The sequence below is a fragment of the Dongia mobilis genome (genome assembly GCF_004363235.1).
In the GTDB taxonomy this organism is placed as follows: Bacteria; Pseudomonadota; Alphaproteobacteria; order Dongiales; family Dongiaceae; genus Dongia; species Dongia mobilis.
In genome coordinates, this window is the sequence record NZ_SNYW01000013.1 from 66,571 (window position 1) to 81,813 (window position 15,243).

The following is a 15,243-nucleotide window of genomic DNA, read 5'->3' on the forward strand; positions in this document are numbered from 1 at the left end:
GATCTCCTGTTGCGGCCGATCCCCTACTTGATGCCGCGCTCCTTGGCAATCCTGTCATAGGCGGCATTGATCGCCGCCATTTTTTCGTTGGCAAGCTCGACGAACTCCGGCGGCAGGCCGGCGGCAATCAGCCGGTCGGGGTGGTTCTCGCGCGAGAGGCGGCGCCAGGCAGCGCGGATTTCATCGTCCGATTGCGTTCGCTGGACTCCCAGCAGGGTATAGGGGTCGCCCTCGTCCGGACCCAGATTGGCCTCGCGGATGCGGGCGAAACCGGCATCGTCAAAACCGAAAATGTCGGCCACGTCGCGGATGAAGGCGATTTCGGCCTCATGCACCTCGCCATCTGCGCGGGCGATATGGAAAAGGCCGTCCAGCAACTCCTCGAGCACCGCATGGCCTGGCTCGAACATCTGCGCCAGCTGCCGGGCATAAGCGTCGAAACCGGCGACGTCGCGTTTCGCCTGGTCGAAGACGCGGGCGACGTTCTGGACCTCGTCCGGCGGAATCTTGAAGACCTGCTTGAAGGCCGCAACCTCGGACCGGCTGACCCTTCCATCGGCCTTGGCCATCTTGGCGCCGAGAGCGATGACCGCGATGGTGAAGGCGATCTGCCGGGTGGCGGCGCGATCATCGGTAGGTTCCGGCGCCTCGGCCCGCTGCCGGTCGACGGCATGGCCGGCGATTGCCCCCAGCAGCGCGCCCAGAGGGCCACCCATGGCAAAGCCGGCGGCACCACCGATGATCTTGCCCCATATGCTCATGATTTGACCGATGGCCCGTTCGGATGTGCTTGGCGGCGTGGTTGTCGAGGAACTCATGCGCCAACCATACCCAGCGCCCGCCCGGCTGGCCAGCGCCCTTGCCGCCGCACCCGCAATCAGCCGTTTCTCTCGCCCAGGATCAGCGCTGCCCCCTTTTCCGCCGCCATCATCGTAGGCGCGTTGAGATTGGCGGAGGGAATGGTGGGGAAGATACCGGCATCGATCACCCGGATGCCATCGATCCCATGCACCCTGAGGCGGGCATCGACCACCGATTGCCGGGGGTCGCGGCCCATCCGGCAGGTGCCGGCAGGATGGAAGATGGAATAGGTGTAGGAGCGGATATAGCGCTCGAACTCGGCATCGCTGGCAACCTCCGGCCCCGGCTTGGTTTCCCGTGCCGCAACCGCGGAAAGCGCCCGGGTTGCCGCCAGGCGGCGCAACAGCGCCACCGCCTCCAGCATTTCCTTCATGTCCTCGGGATGGGCCAGCAGATTGGGCTGGATCTCGGGCGCCGCTTCCGGCTGCGGCCCGGTCAGTTTGACGTGACCCCGGCTCAAGGGTCGGCAGGGCGAGACGCTGAGGCTGAAGGCGGGGGTGGGATCGACCTTCATCAACTGCTTGCTGTCCGGTGTCGTCTTCTCATAGGCGAGCGGGCAGAAATAGAGCTGGATGTTGGGGCGGGCCCGCCCGGGCGAGGAGCGGACGAAGCCGCCGGCCTGGTTGAGGCTCATGGAGAGCGGGCCGCGCCGCAGCAGCGCATATTGCAACCCGGCGAAGCCGCGCCCGATCAATGTGCCGAGGGAGGAATTGAGCGTCGGTACCTTGGCCTCGAACATGTGGTCGTAGCAGATGTGGTCCTGCAGGTGCTGGCCGACGGCAGGCGAGTCCAGCCTGACCTCGATTCCCATTTCCCTGAGATGCGCCGCCGGGCCGATACCCGAGCGCATCAGCAGCATCGGCGAACCGATGGCACCGGCGGAGAGGATCACCTCGCGCGCGGCCCGCGCCACCCTTTCGACGCCGTCGCGGCGATAGCGCACCCCAACGACGCGGTTGCCTTCGATCACCAGGGCGAGGACCAACGCACCGGTCTCGACCGCGAGATTGGCGCGGGAGAGTGCGGGGCGCAAATAGGCCTTGGCCGAGGAATGGCGCTGGCCGTTCCTGGTGTTGATCTGGTAATGGCCAACACCTTCCAGTTCCGCCCCATTCAGGTCGCGCAGATGGGGGAAGCCAAGTTCCCCGGCGGCAGCGAAAAACGCCCGGCAGATGGGATGCGCGTCGCGGCCGATCTGGGTCACATGGAGGGGACCGCCGGCGCCGTGCAGGTCGCTGGCACCGAAATCGTGATCCTCCATGGCGCGGAAATGGGGCAGCACATCCGACCAGCCCCAGCCGGTATTGCCGGCGGCCGCCCAATCGTCGAAATCCCCCGGCTGGCCGCGGGCGTAGACCATGGCATTGATCGAGCCGGAACCGCCCAGCACCTTGCCGCGCGGGTAATAGATGACGCGGTTGTCGAGCGAGGGGACCGGCGCGCTCTGGTACATCCAGTTGACGCGCGGATCGAAATAGGTGCGGGCGTATCCCACCGGCACGTCGATGTCGAAGCGCCGGTCGCTCGGCCCCGCTTCCAGCAGCAGCACGCGGGAGGTGCCGTCGGCGGTCAGGCGGTTGGCGAGGATGCAGCCCGCCGAGCCGCCGCCGATGATGATGAAGTCGCTATCGGGCATGTTGTCGGTCTTGCTGGGCATGTCGGGTCCTTCGGCGCGGGGCCGTTTCGGGGTGGGGCGGCGAACGTTCGGCAATGAGGGCCTGCTGCAGCCAGTCGCAGAACAACATGGTCTCGGCGCGGGGGGCATCAATGCCGTCGCGCAGCAGCAGGTAATGTGACTGGTCCTGGGGCAGCAGCAGGTCAGGAACCTGGCGGATCCGCCCCTGCGCCACGAAGGGTCGGGCAAATCGCTCCAACACCAGGGCGACGCCCGCCCCGGCGGCCACCATCTCCAGGGCGGCGAGGCTGGTATCGACCGTGATGCCGACCTGGTCGAAAGGCGGTGCCCGGTCGGCCGTAGTAAAGAGGTGCTGCCAGTCGCCCTCGACGCCGAGGATGTGGATCAGCTGCCCGGGGCGAATGTCGCCCGGGCCATTGATGACGGCACCCGGCGGCGTCACCAGCACGACGGGGTCGTTGATCAGCAGCCGTGCCGAAAAGCCGGACCAGGCGCCGTGGCCAAAACGGATGTCTACATCGGTATTGTCGGCTGGCAGCGCGTCGCCCCAGATGGCGGAAAACAGCCGGATGCGGAAATTGCGGTGGTTCGCCAGGAAATCGCCCAGACGCGGCGCCAGCCAAAGCACGCCGAATGAAACCGAGACGCGTACATCGATGGCGATATCCCCCTCCGGCCCGAAAATCCCGAGGGTTGAGACCGAAAGCTCGCTGAACGCCTTGCGGATGGATGGCAGGTAGGCCTTGCCCATGTCGGTAAGGCGCAACCCGCGCGGCAGGCGCTCGAAAAGCGGCCGGCCCAGCAGTTGTTCCAGCGCCCTGACCTGATAGCTGACCGCCGCCGAGGTCAGGCCCAATTCGCCCGCCGCCGCCGAAAAGGAGCCACGGCGCGCCGATGCCTCGAACGAGCGCAGCCAGGGCAACGGCGGCAGGTGGTAGGACATGACGGGGTTGACCGACAAAAATTTTATGGCCTAAGGGCCATAATACATCGTTTGATTTTTGTCTCTGTCAAGCGCGGAATGGGGATAGCGCGCGGTCGTCAGGTTTACCATGATGGGGAAGCTGCTGCCCGCGTGTGCAGAAGCCGACAAATCGTACTCGAAGAGAGAAAGACGGGAGGATCGTTGCAATGGATCTCAAGACCATGAAGCATTTCGCCGCGAAGGGGAAAATGTCCCGCCGCGAGTTCGTACAACTCGCCATGGCCGCCGGCGTCACCGCCGCCGCCGCCGAGGGCATGTTCATCAAGGCGGCCCGCGCCGAACCTAAGAAGGGCGGCCGCTTCCGGGTCGCGGTCGGTAGTGGCGCCACCACCGACACACTTGATCCGGCAACCTTCCCGGATACGTTCAACGGCTTGTTCGGCTGGGGTTCGATCCGCTCCAGCCTGACTGAGGTCACCGCGGACGGCAAGGTCATCCCGGATCTCGCCGAGAGCTTCGAGGCGGCCGATGATGGCAAGACCTGGATCTTCACCCTGCGGAACGGCAGCGAATTCCACAATGGAAAATCGGTCGACGCGGATGACGTCGTCGCCTCGATCAACCATCACCGCGGCGAGGATTCGAAATCGGCGGCGAAGTCGCTGCTGACCGCGGTCACCGACGTCAAGGCCGACGGCAAGAACAAGGTGATGGTGACGCTGGACGCCGGCAATGCCGACTTCCCCTTCGTCATCGCCGACTACCACCTGCCGATCATGCCCGCCTCGGAAGGCAAGGTCGACTGGCAGTCGGGCGTCGGCACCGGCCCCTATGCCATGACCGCCTTCGAGCCGGGTGTGCGCGGCGAGGGCAAGCGTTTCGCCAATTATCACCGCGAGACCTATTTCGACGAGATCGAGGTCCTCACCATCATCGATGTGGCCGCGCGCATGAATGCGCTAACCTCGGGCAATGTCGACTTCATCGACCGCGTCGATCTGAAGACCGCGAACCGCCTGGCCGGCGGCGGCAATGTCAGCCTCGCCGAAGTCGCCGGCTTTGCCCACTACGTAGCACCGATGGACGTGCGCGTGGCACCCTTCGATAACAAGGACGTCCGCCTCGCTCTGAAATACGCGATCGACCGCGAGGAGATCGTGAAGAAGGTGTTGCTGGGTCATGGCAAGCCGGGCAACGACAATCCGATCGCGCCGGGCGTCCCCTACTCGCATGACCCGGCTACCAAGCATACCTTCGACCCCGAAAAGGCTAAGTTCCACCTTAACAAGGCTGGTCTTTCCAGCCTCAAGGTCGACCTCTCGGCCGCCGACGCCGCCTTTGCCGGTGCCGTCGACGCAGCCCAGTTGATGAAGGAATCGGCCGCCAAATGCGGCATCGACATCAACGTGATCCGTGAGGCCGACGATGCCTATTGGGACAGCGTCTGGATGAAGAAGCCCTGGTGCCTGTCCTACTGGTCGGGCCGTCCGACGCCGGACCTGATGTTCAGCACGGCCTACACCACGGGCGCTGCCTGGAACGACAGCTTCTGGTCCAACGCCCGCTTCGACGAACTGCTGGTCCAGGCCCGTTCGGAACTCGACCAGGTCAAGCGTGCCGCGATGTATGCGGAGATGCAGGAACTGGTGGCCGATGATGGCGGCGTCGTCGTTCTCATGTTCTACAACTACGTCAATGCGCATGCGAACAGCGTCGGCCGCCCCGAGGTGATCGCGCCCAATTGGGATGTTGATGGCCTCAAGGTGACCCAGCGCTGGTGGTTCGCCTGATCCATCGAGACCTCTCCCGTTAGCGACCAGGCAGCGGAACCGTATGCGGTTCCGCTGCCGCTTTTCTCCCCGCAGCCAGGCACCCCAATATGAAAATCAAGGGCCTCAAGACCTTTGTCGTCGGCAATCCGCCACCTTCCTTCGGCGGCCAGTACTTCATCTTCGTGAAGCTTGTCACCGATGACGGCATCGAGGGTTTGGGCGAGGTCTACGGCACCGCCTTCGGCCCGAAGGTAATGGTGGCGGCGATCGAGGACATGTTCCAGCGTTATGTCGAGGGCATGGACCCGTTCCATATCGAGAAATTGTGGCGCCTCGCCTACGGCTCGGGCTACACGCTGCGCCCCGATGTCACGACGATGAGCGTGCTCTCGGCGATCGAGATCGCGCTTTGGGACATCAAGGGCAAGGTGACCGGCAAGCCGGTCTATGAATTGCTGGGCGGGCGCGTGCACGAGCGCCTGCGCGCCTATACCTATATCTATCCCGATGTCGCGAAGGGCCAGGACAGCTCGATCTATTGGAATGCGGAAGCTTCGGCCGAGCGGGCTGCCCATTATGTTGGCATGGGCTTTACCGGCATCAAATTCGATCCTGCTGCCCCCTATTCCCCTTTCGATCCCCGCCAGCCCTCGCTGGAATCAATGGATCTCTGCGAGAAATTCTGCCGCCTGATCCGCGAAGCGGTGGGATCGAAGGCCGATCTACTCTTCGGCACCCATGGCCAGTTCACCACGGCAGGCGCCACTCGTTTGGCCAAGCGACTGGAGAAATACGAGCCGCTCTGGTTCGAGGAGCCGACCCCGCCCGAGAAGCCGGAGGAGATGGCACTCGTCGCCCGCGGCACGTCGATTCCAATCGCCACCGGCGAGCGACTGGTGACAAAGTACGAATTTGCCCGCGTGCTGGAGAATCGTGCCGCCGCGATCCTGCAGATGCAGGTGGGCCGCGTCGGCGGCCTGCTGGAAGCGAAGAAAATCGCCAGCATGGCGGAAAGCTACTATGCGCAGATCGCGCCGCATCTCTATGCCGGGCCGGTGATCGGCATGGCGAACGTGCATCTCGCCGCCGCCGCGCCCAATTTCCTGATTCTCGAGAGCATCGAGACCTGGAGCGGCTTCCACGCCAAGATCCTGAAGCAGCCGGTGCGCTTTGAAGCAGGCTATGTCATTCCCCCGACCCTGCCTGGCCTCGGCATCGAGCTTGATGAGGATGTCGCCCGGGCGCATCCCTATACAGGCAGGAACCTGCACCTCGAGATGACCAACAAGGTCATCCAATAGCCACAAGAAGACGACCTGGGAGTAAAGGCATGCGCTACGGTTTCATCGGCCTCGGCACCATCGGGCGACAACTGGCGGCCAATCTGCAACGCGGCGGCTTCCCCCTTGTCGTCCACGATCTGCACAAGGATTCCGCCGGCATGGTTCTGGAACTTGGCGCCAGCTGGGCGGATTCGCCACGCGCCGTGGCGGAGGCCTGCGACACTGTCATCACCTGCCTGCCCAGCCCCGGTGCCACCCAGGAAGTGCTGGCCGACAAGGACGGCATCCTGGCCGGGTTCGACCAGAAGGACACACAAGGTGGCAGCACCTGGATCGAAATGGGCACATTGGGCCGCGACGAGATCCAGCGTTTTGCGGAATTGGCGCAGCAGCACGGCGTGCGCACGCTGGAATCGCCGGTGACCGGGGGCGTGCATCTGGCGGCACAGGGCAAGATCACCATCCTGGCCGGCGGCGACAAGGATCTGTTCGAGACGCACCTGCCCGCCTTCAAGGCAATGGGCGACCGGATCTTCCACATGGGACCGCTGGGTTCAGCCGCGGTGATCAAGGTCATCACCAACATGCTGGCCTTCATCCATCTGAAGGCCGTCGGCGAGGCGCTGATGCTGGCCAAGCGCGGCGGGCTCGACCTCGCCCAGTCCTATCACGCCATCGCCGCCTCCTCGGGCAATTCCTTCGTCCATGAAACCGAAGGACAGCTCATTCTCAACGGCTCCTATGACATCGGGTTTTCGATGGATCTGGCCCTGAAGGATCTGGGCTTTGCCCTGCATTTCGGGCGCGAGTTCGGCGTGCCGCTCGAGCTTGCCTCGATCACCAACCAGACCTATGTGCTGGCCAAGGCTGCCTATGGCGGCAGGGCGGAATCGCCGATGATCGTGAAGCTGCTGGAGGATGCGCTGAGGACCGACCTGCGGGCGCCCGGCTTTCCGGCAAAGCTCAGCTAGCCGGCGAACGGCAGGCGCCATGACACCACGTGAGAGGATGGATGTGAAGGTCAAGGACGCCGCCGACTACATCGACCTTGGACGCTACCCGATCGCCAATGCGGGCCCAGCTCGCGGGGCTCTTATTGCCGAGTTGCGCGCCGCCATCAATCTGGATGGCTGCGCCGTGCTCAGGGGATTCGTCCGGGCGGAGCGAATCACCGATCTGGTGATGGAATGCGACCGCACCGCCATCCATGGCCACCGCAACTTCAATCGCACCAATGCCTATTTTACCCAGGATCGCCCCGACCTGCCGGCCAGCCATCCGTTGCGGCGCTTCTTCGATCGCTCCAACGCCTTTGTGCCTGCCGACAATTTCGGGCCCGACAGCATCCTGCGCGCGATCTACGAATGGCCGGCCTTCGCGCCGTTCATCCAGGAAGCACTGGGTGAAGAGCGCTTCTTCCGCTACGCCGATCCGCTGGCCGACGTGATCGTTAACCTGGCGGAAGAAGGCGGTGGCTTCCCCTGGCACTTTGATACCAACAACTATACCGTGACGCTGTGCATCCAGAACGCGGAGCATGGCGGCGCCTTTGAATACAGCCCCTATCTGCGCTCGCCGACGGACGAGAATTTTGCCGGGGTTGAAGCCGTTCTCGATGGCGACAAACGGTTGATTCAAACCCTGCATCTGGAGCCGGGCGATCTTCAGATCTTCAAGGGCCGCTACTCGCTGCACCGCGTGGCGCCGCTGGCCGGCGCCAGACCGCGTTATGTCGCCATTTTCAGCTTCACCGAGGATGCCGACATGGTCGGCAGTCCCGAGCGTACCCGGCAACTCTACGGTCGGACCCTGCCGCTTCACCTGGAGCGCGCCGGCCTACGCCGCGACAAGCTGGTGGATTGAGTTCGCATGTCGGCTATACCGCCCGGCGAGGGTGCAAATCTGCCCGCCACCATGAAGGCGGTGGTCACCATCGGCAATGGCGGCTATGACAAGCTGGTCTATCGTGACGTAGAGATGCCACTGCCAAGAACCGGGGAGGTTCTGGTCCGTGTTCTCGCAGCCGGCATCAACAACACCGAAATCAACACGCGCCTGGGCTGGTATTCGGCCAGCGTCACTGAAAGCACGGCAGACGTGGCAGGGATTGCCATCGAAGCCGCGCGCCCGGATGGTGGCTGGAACGCAAAGACGCCGTTCCCGCTGATCCAGGGGACAGATTGCTGCGGTATCGTCATAGCCTGCGGACCTACCGCCAATACCGGCCTGATCGGTCGGCGGGTCCTGGTCCGGCCCTGCATGCGCCCGCATGGATTCGGGTCACCGGAGAACATCTGGATGGCGTCGGATTTCGATGGTGCTTTCGCTCAGTTCGTCAGGGTACCGGAGAAAGAGGTATTCGCCGTCGAGTGCGGCTGGAGCGATGCCGAACTGGCCACCATTCCCTGCGCCTATGGCACGGCCGAGAATATGCTGCACAGGGCCGGACTCAGGGCCGGCCAGCATGTGCTGGTTACCGGGGCATCGGGCGGTGTCGGATCGGCGACCCTCCAGCTCGCCAAACGACGCGGCGCGTATGTCACGGCTGTCACTACGCCGGCAAAGGCAGATCAATTGCGCGCGATCGGTGCCGACCGGATCCTCGATCGCGACGCCGACCTCGTGGCACAGGCCGGGGAAAGCATGGACTTGGTGGTCGACAACGTGGCCGGGCCGGCATTCGGATCTGTTCTGCGGACCCTGAAACGGGGCGGCCGCTACGTATCCTCAGGCGCCATTGCCGGACCTGTGGTCACGCTTGACATGCGTGACTTCTATCTCAGGGATCTGACACTGATCGGCTGTACGGCCTGGGACGAGCCGGTCTTTCCCAACCTCGTCACCTACATCGAACGTGGCGAGATCCGGCCGCTGCTTGCCGGAACATTCCCGCTGGCCGAGATTGCCAGGGCCCAGAGTGTCTTCCTCGAGAAGAAACATGTCGGAAACTTCGTTCTGATACCGCCGCCGGTGGGTGGCTGACAGAACAGTTGCGGGATCCTGCCCATTGGTCACGGCAGCAACTTCTTCACCTGCTGTACCTCGTGCCGGAGTTCGGCGAGAAGCCTTGAGCGGCGGCGCGGTGTGAAGCGTTCGGCGGGCCCGTGCACGCTCAAGGTCGCTTGGACGATGCCGGCGGAATCCAGGACCGGCACGGCGAGGGCGAAGGTATCGGGCGTGTATTCGTCTTCCTCGGTCGCGTAACCCTGGGCGCGGATGCGCGCCAGATCCTCCTCCAGTCTCCTCAAATCGCCAATGGTGCGCCGCGCGAGGCGGGTGAGTGGCAGGGCTTCCAGGAAGGCCGCGCGCATGGCCGGGGCTGCGAAGGCGAGGAAGCATTTCCCGGACGCACTGCCGTGCAGCGGCAAATCGCGACCCTTCAACGGCGTCTCCTTGAAGACAATGTCGCCGGCAAGGCTCTCCACCACCACCATGGCGCCGGAACCGGGCACGGTCAGGTTCACCATCTCGCCGGTCTGCTGACAGAGGCGGATGAGGGCGGGGCGGGCCAGATCGACAATGTCGCGCCTGGCCTCGACCCGGCGCCCCAGTTGCGCCAAGCGCCGGCCGAGGCGATAGCGGCCATTCGGCTTGATCTGTTCGGCATAATTCAGCGCCACCAGGCTTTGCAGCAGCGTCACCGTGGTGGTGGGGGCAAGGCCGATCGCGGCGGCGATGTCCGTGAGGCGCAGGCCGTCGCGCGGTGCCGCTGCCAGCACCGCCAGGATGGAATCGGCGCGTTTCAGGACCTGGATGCGGATTTCAGCCATGCCACAATATTCGATATTGTCGAATAAATGTCACTTTCGCTTTGCCGGCCATCCCGGCGCCGATGGAAGATGGTGCGACCGATAAACAGGAGATGTCCGATGCCGCTGCATTTCACCCGTGACGAGCTTGCCGGCCGCCGCCAGGCCACCATCGCCGCCCTGGAGGCGCGCGGCCTCGACGGACTGCTGATGTTCCGCCAGGAGAGCATGTATTACCTCACCGGCTACGACACCTTCGGCTATGTCTTCTTCCAGTGCTATTACCTCGGCGCCGATGGCAGGCAGTTCCTGCTGACCCGCGCCCCCGATCTCAGGCAGGCCCAGCTCACCTCGGACATCGCCGATATCCGGGTCTGGGTCGACGGACCGGAAGCCAACCCCTCGGCCGAGCTGCGCGACATGCTGAAGGCTTGGGGATTGTCGGGGAAGAAGCTTGGCGTCGAATGGGAAGCGTATGGCCTCACCGCCCGCAACGGCATGCGGCTTGCCGCTGCCTTCGACGGCTTCGCCAAACTGGTCGATGCCAGCGAGATCGTCTCGAAACAGCGCCTGGTGAAATCGCCGGCCGAGATCGCCTATGTCGAGAAAGCGGCGCATCTCGCCGACCTCGCCCTCGACGAGGCGCACCGCCTCGCCGCACCGGGCGCCGCCGAGGCCGAGATCCTGGCCGCCATGCAATCCGTCATCATCCGTAATGATGGCGACGACCCTGCCAACGAATTCATCATCGGCTCGGGGCCGGAGGCCCTCCTCTGCCGCTATCACACCGGCCGCCGGGTGCTGGATGCGCAGGATCAGCTGACCCTGGAATTCGCCGGCGTCTTCCGCCACTACCATTCGGCTCTCATGCGCACGATTCCGATCGGCAAGCCGCCGGCGCGCCAGGTGGAGATGCACAAGGTCGCGGTTGACGCGCTGGAGGCCTGCAAGGCGGCGCTGAAGCCCGGTCGTCCAATCGGCGAAGTGTTCGACGCCCATGCCCGCGTGCTGGACCAGGCCGGCTACCAGAAGCACCGCATGAACGCGACCGGCTATTCCCTCGGCACCACCTTCGCGCCGAACTGGATGGATTACCCGATGTTCTATCACGGCAATCCGGAAGTGGCGGCACCCAACCAGGTCTATTTCATCCACCTCATCATCTTCGATTCCGAGGCCGGCCTCGCCATGACCTCCGGCCAGACGGTGGTGGTGACCGAGACGGGCTGCCGCGTATTATCGAAGCGCGGCACGGAATTGGTGACGCGGTAGGTAGCGTTCTCGCTTGTCATCCCCCGCGAAAGCGGGGGGTCCACGAGTTTGCCGGCATCCGAAGAAAGTCGTGGATGCCCCGGCCAAGCCGGGGCATGACAGCAAGAGAAGGGACATCAAAACGTGACCTGGCAGTTCTGGATCGATCGCGGCGGCACCTTTACCGACATCGTTGGCCGGGCACCGGACGGGCGGCTGGTGACGCACAAGCTGCTGTCGGAAAACCCCGAGCGCTACCGCGATGCGGCCCTTGCCGGCATCCGCGCCATCCTGAACCTTCCTGCCGACGCGCCCTTACCCGCCGATGTGACGGCGATCAAGATGGGCACGACGGTTGCCACCAATGCGCTGCTGGAGCGCAAGGGCGAGCCCGTGGTGCTGGCGATCACCAAGGGCTTCCGCGACGCGCTCCGCATCGCCTACCAGAACCGGCCGAAGATCTTCGCGCGCCGGATCGACCTGCCCGAACTGCTGCACCGGGACGTGATCGAGATCAATGAGCGGGTCGATAGCCATGGCAATATCCTGCATCACCTCGACGTGGCGACGGCTCGGCGCGATTTCCAGGCGGCCTTCGACCAGGGCTATCGCGCCATCGCCATCCTGCTGATGCACGGCTATCGCCATCACGCCCATGAGATCGCGCTCGCGCGCATCGCCCGCGAGATCGGCTTTACCCAGGTGTCGGTCAGCCACGAAATCTCGCCGCTGATGAAGCTGGTGAGCCGCGGCGACACCACCGTGGTCGATGCCTATCTGTCGCCGATTCTCAGGCGCTATGTCGACCAGGTGGCAGGCGAGATCGGCAACCGGACCACGCGGCTCATGTTCATGCAGTCGAATGGCGGCCTCACAGATGCGCGCCAGTTCCAGGGCAAGGATAGCATCCTATCCGGTCCTGCGGGCGGCATTGTCGGAGCCGTGGAAACGGCGCGGCAAGCGGGTTTCGACCGCATTATCGGCTTCGACATGGGCGGCACCTCGACCGATGTGTCGCATTTCAACGGGGCATTCGAGCGCTCCTACGAGGCGCAGGTGGCGGGTGTGCGCATGCGGGCCCCGATGATGCTGATTCACACGGTCGCAGCCGGCGGCGGCTCGATCCTGCATTTCGATGGCAGCCGCTACCGCGTCGGGCCAGATTCCGCCGGCGCCAATCCCGGCCCCGCCTCCTACCGGCGCGGCGGGCCGCTTGCGGTCACCGATTGCAACATCATGTTGGGTCGCCTCAATCCCGACTATTTCCCCAAGGTGTTCGGACCGAATGCCGATCAGCCGCTCGACCGCGAGGTAGTGGTGGCAAAGTTCCGCGACCTCGCCACCGAGATCGAAAAGGCTACCGGCAAGGAACAGCGGCCGGAGGATGTGGCGGAAGGCTTCCTCGACATCGCCGTCGCCAACATGGCGAACGCCATCAAGGAAATCTCGATCCAGCGCGGCTATGACGTGACCCATTACACCCTGGCCTGCTTCGGCGGAGCCGGCGGCCAGCATGCCTGCCGCGTTGCCGATGCTCTGGGGATGACGCGGGTTTTCCTGCACCCGCTGGCCGGCGTGCTCTCGGCCTATGGCATGGGTCTGGCCGATATCCGCGCCATCCGCCACAAGACGGTGGAAACGCCGCTGGGCGATGCCATGACCGCCTATCTCAGCCGCGAACTCGATGCCATGGCCGGCGAGGCCCAGGCCGAGATCGCGGCGCAAGGTATTGCCGCCGGCGACATCCAGGTGCTGCGCCAGGTGCATGTGAAATATGCCGGGACCGACGCCCCGCTGGTGACGAGCTTCGGCAGTGCCCTTGAAATCCAGGCGGGGTTCGAGGAAGCGCATCGCCAGCGCTACGGCTTCATCGTCAAGGGCAAGCAGCTTATCGTCGATTCCATCTCGGTCGAGGCCATCGGCAAGTCCGAGCGCGTGACGGAGCCGAAGCTGAAGGCAGGCGGTGATGCCACCGGCCCGCTTGCCGAGGTGCCGTTCTATGGCCAGGGCCGGCATATGACGGCGCCGGTCTATGACCGCGCCGAACTTGTCCCTGGACAGCAGATCGACGGGCCGGCGATCATCCTGGAGCCGATCTCGACCAATGTGGTGGAGCCCGGCTGGCGCGCGATCCTCAACGATCGCGGCCATCTGATCCTGGAACGCTACATCGTCGCCCAGCGCCAGAACGCGATCGGCACCTCGGTCGATCCGGTGATGCTGGAAATCTTCAACAACCTCTTCATGTCGATCGCCGAGCAGATGGGCTCGACGCTGGAGAAGACCAGCCATTCGGTCAATATCAAGGAGCGACTCGACTTCTCCTGCGCGCTCTTCGACCGCTTGGGACATCTCATCGCCAACGCACCGCATATGCCGGTTCACCTCGGCTCCATGGGTGAAAGCGTGGAGAGTGTCATCCGCGCCCATGCGAAGAAGGGCGGCGGGACCGACATGCAGCCCGGCGACGTATATGTGCTGAACGCGCCCTATAACGGCGGCACGCATCTCCCCGATGTCACCGTGGTGACGCCGGTCTTCGACCAGGACGGCGGCAATATCCTGTTCTTCGTGGCGAGCCGCGGCCACCATGCCGATATCGGCGGCCTCACCCCCGGCTCGATGCCGCCCACCAGCCGCACGGTCGAAGAGGAAGGCATCCTGATCGACAATTTCAAGCTGGTCGATCGCGGCATCCTGCGCGAGGCGGAGTTGCGCGCGCTGCTCGCCGGCGGCAAATATCCGGCCCGTAATCCCGACCAGAACGTCGCCGATATGGGTGCCCAGGTGGCCGCCAATGAAAAGGGCGTGCAGGAGCTTCGCCGCATGGTGGCGCAATTTTCGTTGCCCGTGGTCGAAGCCTATATGGGTCACGTCAAGGACAATGCCGCCGAACAGGTGCGCCGGGTCCTCGACCGCCTCAATGATGGCAGCTTCGCCTATCCGATGGACGACGGTGCGGTCATTAAGGTCGCCGTCACCGTCGACCGTGCGGCGCGACGCGCGAGGATCGATTTCACCGGCACCTCGGCGCAGCTGCCGACCAATTTCAACGCACCCTCGGCCGTCGCCAAGGCCGCCGTGCTCTATGTCTTCCGCACATTGATCGACGACGAAATCCCGATGAACCAGGGCTGCCTGGAGCCCCTCGACATCGTGATCCCGGATGGCTCGATGCTGAAACCCGCATACCCGGCCGCCGTCGTCGCCGGCAATGTCGAAACCTCGCAATGCATCACCGATGCGCTCTATGGCGCCATGCGGGTGATGGCGGCGGCGCAGGGCACCATGAACAATTTCACCTTCGGCAATGAGCGCTATCAGTATTACGAGACCATCGCCGGCGGCTCCGGCGCCGGGCCGGATTTCGACGGCACCGACGCCGTGCAAACCCACATGACCAATTCGCGCCTGACCGACCCGGAGGTGCTGGAATTCCGCTTCCCGGTCCTCCTCGAAGACTTCCATATCCGCCGGGGCAGCGGCGGCAGGGGCAAGCACCGGGGCGGCGACGGCGTGGTGCGGCGCCTGCGCTTCCTGGAGCAGATGACCGCCGGCATTTTGTCCGGCCACCGCATCGTCGCCCCCTATGGCTTGCACGGCGGCGGAGATGGCGCCACCGGCCGCAACCATGTCATCCGCAAGGATGGCAGCATCCAGGAACTCAAGGGCACCGACGGCACCGAGATGATGCCGGGCGATGTCTTCGTCGTGGAAACCCCGGGCGGCGGGGGGTATGGTAGGCCCGACTGAAATTTGTTCGGGA

At 64.4% G+C, this 15,243-nt stretch carries 11 protein-coding genes; 7 read left to right on the plus strand and 4 right to left on the minus strand.

Annotated elements, in window-relative coordinates:
• Positions 1-23: 23 nt before the first annotated feature.
• The 3 genes from A8950_RS17375 to A8950_RS17385 form a co-directional block, all read right to left on the minus strand.
• The gene (locus A8950_RS17375; protein WP_133614957.1) at positions 24-761 is read right to left on the minus strand and encodes a TerB family tellurite resistance protein; all 738 of its coding nucleotides are present in this window, start codon (positions 759-761) and stop codon (positions 24-26) included.
• A gap of 116 nt (positions 762-877) precedes the next feature.
• Positions 878-2,518 carry a GMC family oxidoreductase gene (locus tag A8950_RS17380; RefSeq protein WP_208109918.1) on the minus strand — a complete coding sequence of 547 codons (1,641 nt, stop codon included), beginning with the start codon at positions 2,516-2,518 and terminating at the stop codon, positions 878-880.
• On the minus strand, positions 2,487-3,440 hold the full coding sequence (locus tag A8950_RS17385; RefSeq protein ID WP_133614958.1) for a LysR substrate-binding domain-containing protein: 954 nt from the start codon (positions 3,438-3,440) through the stop codon (positions 2,487-2,489). Before A8950_RS17385 ends, A8950_RS17380 begins: the two co-directional genes overlap by 32 nt.
• A gap of 188 nt (positions 3,441-3,628) precedes the next feature.
• Between A8950_RS17385 and A8950_RS17390 the strand changes: the two genes are divergently transcribed.
• From A8950_RS17390 to A8950_RS17410, 5 genes are all read left to right on the plus strand, one after another.
• Entirely contained in the window at positions 3,629-5,212 is a 1,584-nt protein-coding gene (locus tag A8950_RS17390; protein WP_133614959.1) for an ABC transporter substrate-binding protein, read from the plus strand.
• 89 nt (positions 5,213-5,301) lie between these two features.
• Complete coding sequence (locus A8950_RS17395) at positions 5,302-6,495, plus strand: mandelate racemase/muconate lactonizing enzyme family protein (RefSeq protein WP_133614960.1); 1,194 nt, start codon at positions 5,302-5,304, stop codon at positions 6,493-6,495.
• A 29-nt stretch (positions 6,496-6,524) separates the two neighbouring features.
• Complete coding sequence (locus tag A8950_RS17400; protein ID WP_133614961.1) at positions 6,525-7,448, plus strand: NAD(P)-dependent oxidoreductase; 924 nt, start codon at positions 6,525-6,527, stop codon at positions 7,446-7,448.
• A gap of 19 nt (positions 7,449-7,467) precedes the next feature.
• Positions 7,468-8,340 carry a HalD/BesD family halogenase gene (locus tag A8950_RS17405; RefSeq protein ID WP_208109919.1) on the plus strand — a complete coding sequence of 291 codons (873 nt, stop codon included), beginning with the start codon at positions 7,468-7,470 and terminating at the stop codon, positions 8,338-8,340.
• 6 nt (positions 8,341-8,346) lie between these two features.
• Positions 8,347-9,459: an alcohol dehydrogenase family protein gene (locus A8950_RS17410; protein ID WP_208109920.1), complete on the plus strand. Its 1,113-nt coding sequence runs from the start codon at positions 8,347-8,349 to the stop codon at positions 9,457-9,459.
• Positions 9,460-9,488: 29 nt separating this feature from the next.
• Here the strand turns inward: A8950_RS17410 and A8950_RS17415 are convergent, their stop codons facing one another.
• Positions 9,489-10,247 (minus strand): IclR family transcriptional regulator, encoded by a 759-nt coding sequence (locus A8950_RS17415; protein WP_133614962.1) that lies wholly within the window; start codon positions 10,245-10,247, stop codon positions 9,489-9,491.
• A gap of 99 nt (positions 10,248-10,346) precedes the next feature.
• Here A8950_RS17415 and A8950_RS17420 point away from each other — a divergent pair, with 99 nt between their 5' ends.
• Both A8950_RS17420 and A8950_RS17425 read left to right on the plus strand, forming a co-directional pair.
• A complete protein-coding gene (locus A8950_RS17420) occupies positions 10,347-11,498 on the plus strand; it encodes a M24 family metallopeptidase (protein WP_133614963.1) in 1,152 nt (383 codons plus the stop codon).
• Between the two features lie 123 nt (positions 11,499-11,621).
• Complete coding sequence (locus tag A8950_RS17425) at positions 11,622-15,230, plus strand: hydantoinase B/oxoprolinase family protein (protein WP_133614964.1); 3,609 nt, start codon at positions 11,622-11,624, stop codon at positions 15,228-15,230.
• Positions 15,231-15,243 lie beyond the last annotated feature (13 nt).

Excerpts from the sequence above, each read along its gene's own strand:
- A8950_RS17375 (WP_133614957.1), bottom strand. The coding sequence starts at position 761 with ATGAGCATATGGGGCAAGATCATCGGTGGTGCCGCCGGCTTTGCCATG.
- A8950_RS17380 (WP_208109918.1), bottom strand. The coding sequence starts at position 2,518 with ATGCCCAGCAAGACCGACAACATGCCCGATAGCGACTTCATCATCATC.
- A8950_RS17385 (WP_133614958.1), bottom strand. The coding sequence starts at position 3,440 with ATGTCCTACCACCTGCCGCCGTTGCCCTGGCTGCGCTCGTTCGAGGCA.
- A8950_RS17390 (WP_133614959.1), top strand. The coding sequence starts at position 3,629 with ATGGATCTCAAGACCATGAAGCATTTCGCCGCGAAGGGGAAAATGTCC.
- A8950_RS17395 (WP_133614960.1), top strand. The coding sequence starts at position 5,302 with ATGAAAATCAAGGGCCTCAAGACCTTTGTCGTCGGCAATCCGCCACCT.
- A8950_RS17400 (WP_133614961.1), top strand. The coding sequence starts at position 6,525 with ATGCGCTACGGTTTCATCGGCCTCGGCACCATCGGGCGACAACTGGCG.
- A8950_RS17405 (WP_208109919.1), top strand. The coding sequence starts at position 7,468 with ATGACACCACGTGAGAGGATGGATGTGAAGGTCAAGGACGCCGCCGAC.
- A8950_RS17410 (WP_208109920.1), top strand. The coding sequence starts at position 8,347 with ATGTCGGCTATACCGCCCGGCGAGGGTGCAAATCTGCCCGCCACCATG.
- A8950_RS17415 (WP_133614962.1), bottom strand. The coding sequence starts at position 10,247 with ATGGCTGAAATCCGCATCCAGGTCCTGAAACGCGCCGATTCCATCCTG.
- A8950_RS17420 (WP_133614963.1), top strand. The coding sequence starts at position 10,347 with ATGCCGCTGCATTTCACCCGTGACGAGCTTGCCGGCCGCCGCCAGGCC.